Source organism: Salinimonas iocasae, from assembly GCF_006228385.1.
GTDB classification, from domain to species: Bacteria; Pseudomonadota; Gammaproteobacteria; order Enterobacterales; family Alteromonadaceae; genus Alteromonas; species Alteromonas iocasae.
The window spans coordinates 1366961-1377500 of record NZ_CP039852.1; the positions used below are offsets into that span (position 1 = coordinate 1366961).

The 10540-nt window shown below is 46.6% G+C and carries 8 protein-coding genes; 5 read left to right on the forward strand and 3 right to left on the reverse strand.

The window, feature by feature from the left end; genetic code table 11:
• The first annotated feature begins 4 nt into the window (after positions 1–4).
• Entirely contained in the window at positions 5–616 is a 612-nt protein-coding gene (locus FBQ74_RS05975) for a sigma-70 family RNA polymerase sigma factor (protein WP_139755813.1), read from the forward strand.
• On the forward strand, positions 609–1304 hold the full coding sequence (locus tag FBQ74_RS05980) for a ChrR family anti-sigma-E factor (protein ID WP_139755814.1): 696 nt from the start codon (positions 609–611) through the stop codon (positions 1302–1304). The genes FBQ74_RS05975 and FBQ74_RS05980 overlap by 8 nt, the downstream gene beginning before the upstream one ends.
• A gap of 31 nt (positions 1305–1335) precedes the next feature.
• Here FBQ74_RS05980 and FBQ74_RS05985 read toward each other — a convergent pair whose 3' ends face one another.
• Positions 1336–2103: an outer membrane protein assembly factor BamD gene (locus FBQ74_RS05985; RefSeq protein ID WP_139755815.1), complete on the reverse strand. Its 768-nt coding sequence runs from the start codon at positions 2101–2103 to the stop codon at positions 1336–1338.
• 169 nt (positions 2104–2272) lie between these two features.
• Between FBQ74_RS05985 and rluD the strand changes: the two genes are divergently transcribed.
• From rluD to clpB, 3 genes are all read left to right on the forward strand, one after another.
• On the forward strand, positions 2273–3256 hold the full coding sequence (gene rluD / locus FBQ74_RS05990; RefSeq protein ID WP_139755816.1) for a 23S rRNA pseudouridine(1911/1915/1917) synthase RluD: 984 nt from the start codon (positions 2273–2275) through the stop codon (positions 3254–3256).
• Positions 3237–3974: a peptidoglycan editing factor PgeF gene (gene pgeF / locus FBQ74_RS05995; protein ID WP_139755817.1), complete on the forward strand. Its 738-nt coding sequence runs from the start codon at positions 3237–3239 to the stop codon at positions 3972–3974. Before rluD ends, pgeF begins: the two co-directional genes overlap by 20 nt.
• A 98-nt stretch (positions 3975–4072) precedes the next feature.
• The gene (gene clpB / locus FBQ74_RS06000) at positions 4073–6664 is read left to right on the forward strand and encodes an ATP-dependent chaperone ClpB (RefSeq protein ID WP_139755818.1); all 2592 of its coding nucleotides are present in this window, start codon (positions 4073–4075) and stop codon (positions 6662–6664) included.
• A 37-nt stretch (positions 6665–6701) separates the two neighbouring features.
• Here the strand turns inward: clpB and prsT are convergent, their stop codons facing one another.
• Complete coding sequence (gene prsT / locus FBQ74_RS06005) at positions 6702–9479, reverse strand: XrtA/PEP-CTERM system TPR-repeat protein PrsT (RefSeq protein ID WP_139755819.1); 2778 nt, start codon at positions 9477–9479, stop codon at positions 6702–6704.
• 90 nt (positions 9480–9569) lie between these two features.
• Entirely contained in the window at positions 9570–10298 is a 729-nt protein-coding gene (gene xdp1 / locus FBQ74_RS06010; protein ID WP_139755820.1) for an exosortase-dependent surface protein XDP1, read from the reverse strand.
• Between the last annotated feature and the right edge of the window lie 242 nt (positions 10299–10540).

A 10540-nucleotide genomic window follows, 5' to 3' on the forward strand; every position in this document is an offset into this window, starting at 1 on the left:
GCTTATGTTAGTTGGAATTCCATTAGAACAAAGCAACAGTGTAGTTAAACCGAAAGATTGTGCGGGAGAAATGTCAGGCTATATCGTGTCTGTAGCAGAAAGCCGGTGTAAAAGATCTTTTGCAAGAATTTTCAGTTATTTTGCACCACGTTTACGCTCCTATGCATTAAAGCAAATGGGTAACGAAGCATTAGCGATGGAGCTGGTTCAGGATACGATGTCAAATGTATGGCAAAAGGCACACCTGTTTAATGCAGAAAAAGGTAGCCCGTCTACCTGGATTTTTACTATTGCCCGTAACATTCGATTCGATATGCTTCGCAAGCTACAGAATCGTAAAGAAGATGTTTGCTCAGATGATTTGTGGCCGGTTCTTTGTGAACAAACAGCCGACGCTAACGAAACTTCGCTTGACGAGCAGATTACGCTGGAACAAATAGGTTTTATGTTTGAAGCATTGCCAGTAAAACAAAAAGCCGTTATCGAAGCTATTTATATCGATGGAAAATCTCAGCAAGAGGTTGCTGATGAATTGAGTATTCCATTAGGTACAGTGAAATCCAGAACACGTCTGGCACTTCAACGTTTAAAGGTTATGCTACAAGATCATGATTAAGTTTCATCCTGACCCTGAACAGTTATCGGAATATGTTCAGGGTGGGTTGTCTCCTATTGATTCAATAATGATTTCCGCACATTGTGATATGTGCGAACGTTGTGAGAAAATTGCGCATCAGCAGACGCTTATTCACGCTGAAAGGTTTGAGGGTGATGCAAGCGGGCTCTCTGTTGATAACAGCGCTTCTTCACAACGCGGTTTTAACGATATGCTTGAGAGTATATTGAAGCTACCCGCCGACAAAGGTGCTCAGCACCGCTCAAAGGGACTTACAGCCTCCGTAGACTTAGACGGTCGACGATTTATCCTACCCAAAACACTACGTAAATTTATTCCTTCAACAGGTAGCTGGACCAGTATGGTGGGGCGTCTTTGGCAAGCGCCAGTGGATATTGGTAGCGATTCTGTGGCTGCAAATCTGATTTATTTAGGCCAGGGAGGAGGCATACCTGAACATTCTCACCGGGGTATTGAAACATCACTGGTGTTGAAGGGAACCTACGAAGACGGCATCAATCATTTTCAGGCCGGTGATTATGTTTACATGGACAGCAACGATACGCATGCGCCAATTTGCAATACGCCGCAAGGTTGCCTTTTATTTACCGTACTCGACCAGCCATTGCATTTTACTTCGGGCATAGCACGACTAACTAATCCTTTTAGTCACATCTTTTTCAGATAAAAAAAGACCTGCGAACGCAGGCCATTTTCCGTTATCCGATGTATCGGCTGTCGGGATAATTAAGTTTGAGCGTCTTCATGGCGTTGTCTCGTAACTCTGTCAGGCCGAGTTCCTCATAGCTCGATACCATTATTTCTAACGCTCTCTGAACCTGGTCAGAATCAGGGAAATGTTCAATAACGTATCGACCCCGATTAGCCGCTGCGACATATGCTTCCCGACGCATGTAGAATTTCGCAATCGCAATTTCATAACTCGCCAGACGGTTCTTAATAAACATCATCCGCTTACGAGCATCAGCCGCATATTTACTGTCAGGATACTGTTGAATCAGTCTTCTGAAGTCGTCGAAGGCCTGGCGTGATTTTGCCGGGTCGCGGTCAGAGCGATCAATGTTCATTAGTTCCTGAAACAGATTGTTATCTGCTTCCATATTGACCAGGCCGCGCATATAAAATGCGTAATCGATATCAGAATGATTAGGGTTCAACCGAATGAAACGATCGATAGTTGCAACCGTCTCATCAATTTTACCGGACTTATAGTAGCTATAGATAAGATCGAGTTGCACCTGGTGTGACAAAGGCCCGAACGGATAGCGCGAGTCCAGCGCACTTAACGTGTTTGACGCTGCACTGAAGTTACCGGCCTGCATATTTTGCTGCGCTTGCTGATACATTTGCTGCGCGCCCATATTTGCCAGTGCGGCTTGTTCTTCTGCGTCGTCAGAGGAGCTACATCCTGCAACAGACACCATGACACCAACTACCAGCGGCGCCATATAACGGAATGTCTTCATATTATTATCTCGTACCCCAATTCGTCGTTTTTGGTGTGGCAATTTTGCATTTATTTAACGCATTCTAACGTACTCATTCTGTGAATGACCACAGAATACTGCAAAGATCGTCTCAAGAAATCACAAAGCTTGTTATAATGCGACTTTTCATTTAACGAATTGGCGCTTTATGTCCCAGTCACAAAATACCGTGAATCTTGAGGCGGTAACTCAGCCCCATCACTTTGGTCAGAGGTTAGATCAGGTTTTAGCTGATTTGTTCCCTGAGTATTCACGCTCGAAGTTAAAAAGCTGGATTTTAGATGGCAATGTTACTATCAATGATGAAGTAAATACCACACCCAGACACAAGATGGCGATGGATGAAACTGTCAAAGTCGCTGCTGTCATGGAAGTCCAGACGCTGAGCAAGCCTCAGGATATTCATTTAGATATCGTCTATGAAGATGACGCTATCCTGGTCATAAATAAACCGGCAGACCTGGTCGTACACCCGGGAGCGGGGAATCAGGATGGTACGTTACTCAACGCATTATTAAATCATGTTCCAGATATCGATAAAGTGCCCCGGGCCGGTATAGTTCATCGCCTGGATAAAGACACCACCGGCCTGATGGTCGTGGCTAAAACAATCCCTGCGCAAACGCATCTGGTAGAACAGTTGCAAGAGCGCACGATGAGTCGTGAATATGAAGCGCTTGCCATCGGTACGATGGTAGGTGGTGGAGAGGTTGATGCACCAATTGGACGTCATGCTACCAAGCGAACGCTAATGGCGGTGCGTGAAACCGGTAAGCCGGCCGTTACGCACTATCGGGTTAAAGAAAAATTTCGCGCCCATACTTACATCCGGCTTAAACTCGAATCTGGAAGGACCCATCAGATTCGGGTTCATATGACACATATAAAGCACCCACTGGTAGGCGATCCGGTATATGGTGGTCGACCGCGTTTACCGCGCGAAGCTTCAGACACTTTCATCAATACGCTCCGTCAGTTTAAGCGTCAGGCACTCCATGCTGCACAGTTGTCCTTATTCCACCCGGAAACTGAAGAGTGGATGACATGGCAGGCGCCGCTTCCCGAAGATATGGTCAATCTTTTGGACGTGGTGCGTGAGGATACTAAAGAGCATGGCTTCGACGACTACTGATTCTGTGTTGATCAGTCCGGCCTGGGCTGCACCGTCATCGGTAATCGCTTACTGTTCGACGCGGCTCGGTGGCGTAAGCCAGGGCGCTTATGCATCGCTGAATGTTGGATTGCACGTAAATGATAACCCTGTGTCAGTCTTACAAAACCGAGCCCGGCTACCCGGGCAGCAAAAGCTGCATTGGCTGAACCAGGTGCACGGAAACAACGTGGTCACCTTACCTTCCGGTAACATTGACGCTGATGCCAGTATAAGCTGCCATCGGGCACATTGGTGCGCCGTAATGACCGCGGACTGTGTACCTGTACTATTGTGTAATATGGAAGGTACAGAAGTTGCCGCTGTTCACGCCGGCTGGCAGGGCTTAGATAAGAAAGTCATAGCCAAAACCATCGCGTCAATGCAAAGCCCTGCTTCAGAGCTTATGGCCTGGATAGGCCCTGCTATTTGCCAGCGGCACTATCAGGTTGATGAGCGGGTCGCCAGCAGATTTATGGACTACGAAGCTGCTGTGGTTAACGACAGCGAAATAGATAAATGGCGTATTGATTTGCCACATATTGCCGCGATGCAGTTAAATGATGCAAATGTTACAAACATCACTGATGCCGGATTATGCACATACAGTGAAGAGAAGCGCTTTTTCTCACATCGCCGCGCGACGCATCAGGGAATGTCTGCTACGGGTCGAATGGTCAGTGTCATCGGCATCGTTTGATTTAAATCAATAACCTGACGCAATTTTAATCTGTCATCTTGAATCGCATGTAGTCTGTACCCATAAATTACTCAGGGTTTTTGCGAGAGATTTTCACTATGCGTTTAGACAGATTCACCAGTAAATTTCAGATAGCCATCTCAGATGCGCAGTCGCTTGCACTGGGCAGAGACCATCAGTTCATTGAGCCTGTACATTTGATGACAGCCATGCTGAACCAGCAGGGCGGTTCCGTACGTCCACTGCTGGACCAGGCCAGTATTAACGTCAATGCCCTGCGTTCTGCTCTGAGTGAGGCTATCGAACGACTGCCGAGAGTTGAAGGTGTTGGCGGCGATATCCAGCTGAGTAAGGAAACCGGCATACTGCTGAATTTGTGCGACAAGATTGCACAGCAGCGAAAAGATGAATATATCACTTCTGAAATATTCGTACTGGCAGCACTTGAAGATAAAGGGCGGCTGGGAAGTATTTTAAAAGAGCTGAATCTGTCGAAAGCGAAAATAGAAAAAGCGATTGATACCATGCGCGGCGGACAGAAAGTTACCGATCCAAATGCTGAAGACGTCCGACAGGCGCTTGAAAAATATACCACTGACCTGACAGAGCGGGCAGAGCAGGGCAAGCTAGATCCGGTCATCGGGCGTGATGATGAAATTCGTCGGACTGTGCAGGTGTTGCAGCGCCGGACGAAAAATAACCCAGTCCTGATTGGAGAACCGGGCGTGGGTAAAACCGCCATCGTAGAAGGGCTGGCTCAACGCATTATCAATGGTGAGGTGCCTGAGGGCCTTAAAGACAAACGTGTCCTGTCTTTAGATATGGGCGCACTGGTTGCCGGTGCCAAGTATCGTGGTGAGTTCGAGGAAAGATTAAAGGCAGTCCTGAATGAACTGGCCAAAGAAGAAGGCCGGGTGATTCTGTTTATTGACGAGTTGCATACTATGGTGGGCGCGGGTAAATCTGACGGCGCGATGGATGCCGGCAACATGCTTAAACCCGCTCTGGCCCGTGGTGAGCTGCACTGTGTGGGCGCCACAACCTTAGACGAATATCGTCAGTATATTGAAAAAGATGCTGCCTTAGAGCGCCGGTTCCAGAAAGTGTTAGTCGATGAGCCGTCTGTAGAAGATACCATCGCTATTTTACGCGGACTAAAAGAGCGCTATGAGTTGCATCATTCGGTCGATATTACTGACCCTGCAATTGTAGCCGCGGCAAGCTTATCGCATCGGTATATCAGTGACCGGCAGTTACCTGATAAAGCCATCGACCTTATCGACGAGGCTGCATCAAGCATCCGTCTGCAAATTGATTCCAAGCCAGAAGACATGGATCGGCTAGAGCGCCGAATTATTCAGCTTAAGCTGGAGGAGCAGGCGCTTGCTAAGGAAACTGACGATGCGAGCCACAAGCGTCTTGAAATGATTGAACTGGAGCGTGAGCAGGCTGAGCAAAAGTATGCCGAACTGGATAGCATCTGGAAGGATGAGAAAGAAGCGATGCAGGGCACCCAGAGCATCAAGTCTGAGTTAGAACAGGCGAAACTCGATCTGGAAATCGCGCGCAGAGCATCAGATCTAAACAGGATGTCCGAGTTACAATATGGCCGGATTCCTGAACTGGAGATGAAGCTTGAACGGGCTTCTGAAAGTGAGACTCGAGAAACATCACTGCTAAAAAATAAAGTTACCGACGCAGAAATTGCCGACGTATTGTCGCGTTGGACAGGTATCCCTGTCGCCAGAATGCTGGAAGGTGAGCGCGAGAAGCTTCTGCGCATGGAAGATGCTTTACATAAACGTGTGGTGGGCCAGAGTGAGGCAGTGACTGCTGTCTCCAATGCAATCAGGCGCTCCCGGGCTGGACTTGCCGATCCGGATCGGCCCATTGGTTCATTTTTGTTTTTAGGGCCGACAGGAGTGGGTAAAACAGAGCTATGTAAAGCGCTGGCTGGGTTCATGTTCGATACAGAAAATGCGATGGTACGTATCGACATGTCTGAATTTATGGAAAAACATTCAGTATCCAGACTGGTGGGAGCCCCTCCTGGCTATGTCGGCTACGAGGAGGGCGGGTATCTGACTGAAGCAGTCAGACGCAAACCCTATTCGGTTATATTGCTGGATGAGGTGGAGAAAGCGCATCCAGATGTATTTAATATATTGTTGCAGGTATTAGATGACGGGCGTCTTACTGACGGACAGGGGCGGACTGTCGATTTTAAAAATACAGTGGTCATCATGACTTCGAACCTTGGCTCAGACATCATTCAGGATAAGCACTCCCAAAGTCAGTATGAGGAAATGAAATCGATGGTGATGAATGTGGTGGGACAACATTTCAGGCCAGAGTTTATTAACCGCGTGGACGATATCGTCGTGTTCCACCCCCTGGGCAAAGAAGAAATTAAGTCTATTGCCAAAATACAGCTGGCTTCACTGCGCGCGCGACTGGCTGATAAAGGGTTCAAACTTGAGCTTTCTGGTGCAGCGATGGATAAGCTGGCCGAGGCGGGGTTTGATCCCGTATTTGGCGCACGTCCGCTGAAGCGCGCTATTCAAACGCAAATAGAAAACCCGTTGGCACAGGAGCTGCTATCAGGAAATATGGTTCCTGATTCAACTATCCGAATTGATGAGGATGATGAACAGATTATTATTCTGAAACCTGAAGCTGATACACATTAATTATCTAATCTAAAAAAGGAGGCGTTAGCCTCCTTTTTTATAGCGATTGCATTAATGTCTGAGCGTCCGGTTGTTCCCTAAATGATTTATTCAGTGTTTGATGCTTTTGCAATATTGCTCGTGCTTCTTCTTGTCGACCAAGTTTATTCAGCGTATAGGCGATATGGTATTGCACACTGGGATCTGATGAATCCAGCGTATATGCCTGACGAAGCAGGCTTAATCCCTGGTGATAATCATCACTAAGAGAAAGCAGCCAGCCTTTTGTATCCATCAACGCCGCGGAGCGCGGTTGCAGCTCAAGCGCTTTTTCTATCAGCGCTAATCCTTCCGTCAAATCATTTTCAGCATGAATATTGGCTAAGTTGTTCAGCACAAATGCTTTATTTTCAAAATTTTCTTCCGCCAGCAACTGGTTGTAAGCTGCCTCGGCACGGGTATAGTCAGCCTTTATATAATACAGATCAGCCAGCAAATGTTTTTGAAAAGTCTCGCCACTTTCACTGTTGGAAGACAGGTAATGGATTAGTGTGTCACGACCCGTTCCTGTCCGTGCAAGCTCGAAGGCTTTAACCAATGCCAGCCTGAACATTGGTGCGCGCTCCAATGCTGTCATATAGTGTGAGAAACCTTGCTGAGGCTTATTGCTGGCAACGGCCAGGTCACCACGAAGCATCGCCAGATTAGCCGTTTTACCGAACTGATTGGCAAAATCTGTCAACATATTCTCGCTTTGCTCAAGCCTGTTGTGGCGGATAAGAAACGACGCGTATTCCAAATAGGGGCGAGGCGCTTTTGGCGCAAGTTTGATTGCCTGCTGAAGAGATTTTTCTGCGCCGGATATGTCACCAGCCTGGGACTGTTGCTCTGCCAGTTGCAGCAATTTTTCCGGCTGTTGTGCCCACAGTGCGTACACCATTTTCAGCTGTGATTGCGCTTCGGCCGTGTTGCCCATTTCAGAAAGCACAGAAGCTTTTTGTATGTGAAAGTCAGCGGACAATCGATCGATACCAAGCAGGGCGTTAATTTCACTCAGCGCGGCTTTAAGTTCACCTTGTCTGGAATATACTGATACCAGTAGTTGCCTGGGGGTGGGATTGCGACTCTCTAAAGTTTTAGCAGCCAGTAAATGGTCTATGGCGTTTTCATCCTTACCATACGCAGTATAAATCTGTGCGGCAAGAATACGGGCGGGGACGTTAGTCTTATCCTGTCCGATGGCAAGCTCAATCGCTTCAGTACTGGTAGCCCAGTCTTTTTTAAAGAAACTAATTCTGGCTTTTGCAATCAGACCTGCCACATTGTCCGGATCTGCACCGAGCAATGTATCAACGGCTTTTTCTGCCTCAGCCATGCTATTGTTCCGAATCAATAAATCGCTGACAAGTGCCTGATGCGCAATACTTTGCGGTTGCTTTTGCAAGAGTGACTTGGCGAGCTTAAGAGCACTTTTGTAATCTTCCTGTTCACTAAACAAGGCAATCTTCAGGCGTACCACCTCTTCGTTAGTTGAGCCTGCCAGTTCGTTAGCCAGTAACTGCCTGGCTTTCTCTGTTTCTTTACTGTGTAAAAGCAATTTCGCTTTTAAAATGGAAAAGTTTTCCTGGCCTTCGTACCGGGTAGTCAGGGCGGGCAAAATCTGATTACACTTAAATGGTTTATTCATAGCCAGATTCAGTTCGCAGTACAACCGCGCCAAAGGCAAGTGTGAGATTACCGTTTGTTCGTACTTATCGAGTAAATTAGAGGCATCTTTATAATTACTGTTTTTTATCATTGCATCGGCAAGCATGCTTAATTGCTCAGGAGATGCATCGCGTTTACCGACATACCGGTAAAGCTCGGTACTTGCCAGGCTGTAGTTTTTATTTAAATAAGCAACAATTCCCGCAATCAGACTCAGCTCTATGCGCTCATTTAGCTGCTTCTCTGTTAATAAACTCAGCTTATCTGTCAGCGATTTTAGAATTTTATCAGCCTCAGTATGATGTTGTGTCAGCGCTAGTATGCGCGCTTTAATAAGCTGATTTTGAATATCACCCGGGGTTTGAGCTTCAATTTCGTCAATAATGGCAGAAGCTTTGTCAAACTGGCCGCCTTCAGCCAGCGCGCCAGCATAAGATCGCATAGTCGCAGGATTTTGCGGTGCCAGTTCATAGGCTTTAGCATACACCGGCAGAGCCTCTTTTCCCTGTGCGGCATACAGTTTTGCCTGTGTGATGAGCGTAAGCGGTTCACTGTCACTAATCGACAAAGCACGTTTAACCAACTCCTGTGCTTGAGCAGGTTGGTTCTGGTCAAGTAACAAATTAGCCTGGGCATTAAGTAGCGGTACTACATTGGGATGCGTTTTTAGCGCCTGTGCATAGAGTGAGCGCGCATCATCGAGTTGATTGAGCCGTATGTAAGCCGTACCAGCAGCCAGAGTCACCGATACTTCAGCATCACCAGATAATTTGTGTCGCTTAAGCATGACAAAAATCTTCTCATACTGACCTTCGCGTAAATAAGCACGCGATAAAGCAGGCAGTACAAGGCTTTTGTCACCGCCGGCGAGTAATACTTCTTCAAATTCCTCGATGGCTTCTTTAGTGTACCCGTCTAAAAGCAAAATGCGGCCCATTAACAGTTTTGCGGGTAAATGATCCGGGGACGCCTTTAGTACATGTTTCAATGTAAGATAAGCGCTTTGGACCTGGCCAGTGTTGAAGGCTGTCAACGCCTCATCGTACGAGGCGGAATGCGGGGTGGCATATGTCGACGCGCCGCCCATTAACAACAAACTGAAAATACTGGCTTTGACAGATAATTTCACAATACTCTCGCTTTACTAATTCACGCAAATTACAGCTAGTCTACACAAAAAAGCCCCTGCACAGAGGGGCTTTATTGAATATTCTATTGTTTAGTGACGACGTCTGAGTGCCACTAGCCCAAGAAGCGCAAACAGAAATGCACTTGCCGGGGCAGGAACACTGGCTGAGGGCGCATAATGTGTTGTCAGGGTTAATAGTTTCATATAGTCATTCTCCTTTGACCAGATACTATTGCCGCCAAAGTTGGAATTGTATGCACCAATAAGCCAGTATTTCGCTTCAGTTGCCACATTAGAGAAGCTTAGTGTATTAGAGTTGCTGAACTCAGTATTTGAAAAGCTTTTTGTAAATATCGCCTGACTGGCAACATTCGCCCACGTATTGCCAGACAGCAGAGGAATAGAGTGAAAAGCCGCAACAGATAAATCATGGTCGTTATGCGTATAGCCCAGACTCAGACCGCTGACACTGACAGAGTCGTCAAAAGAAAACAGGAGCATATCGTTGCTATAAGCATTGTCTATATAGTGACTGTCTTTGCTATAACCTTTTTGAATCTTATTATAGTTTAGCAGTCCTGCTTCATTAGCACTGATTTTCGAACCGGCAATGGCGCCGTAATCAGTTCCTGACCAGGCGGTTATATTCAGGGTTTGCTTATTCTGAGTCGTGGTCAACTCATTCCCGTAACCCTGATTGTTGAGCGAAAGTTTTGATTTGTAAGGGTTAAAATTCCAGACAGTATCGGCAGCATTAACCTGAGCGGGTACAAAGGTGACTGAGCAAATTAAAGCAACGGTATTTAAAAATTTATTCATTTTCTTTTCCAGGTAAAGCAGTACGCACTGAATCGGTACTACAAAGCATCAGCCGTTGGGTAGTGCCATCATTTAGATGTATGTTGTTATTATTATCTCACCGTGACTCGCGTCATCTTAATTGACCTTTTGAGCTATTACAGCAGATTGTGTGTATGTACACTGATACCTGGTTATAAAAGTGGCAGGGCTGATTTTCTCTATCCTGAGTGCCCTGATATATGAAATACTATGCTGATTAG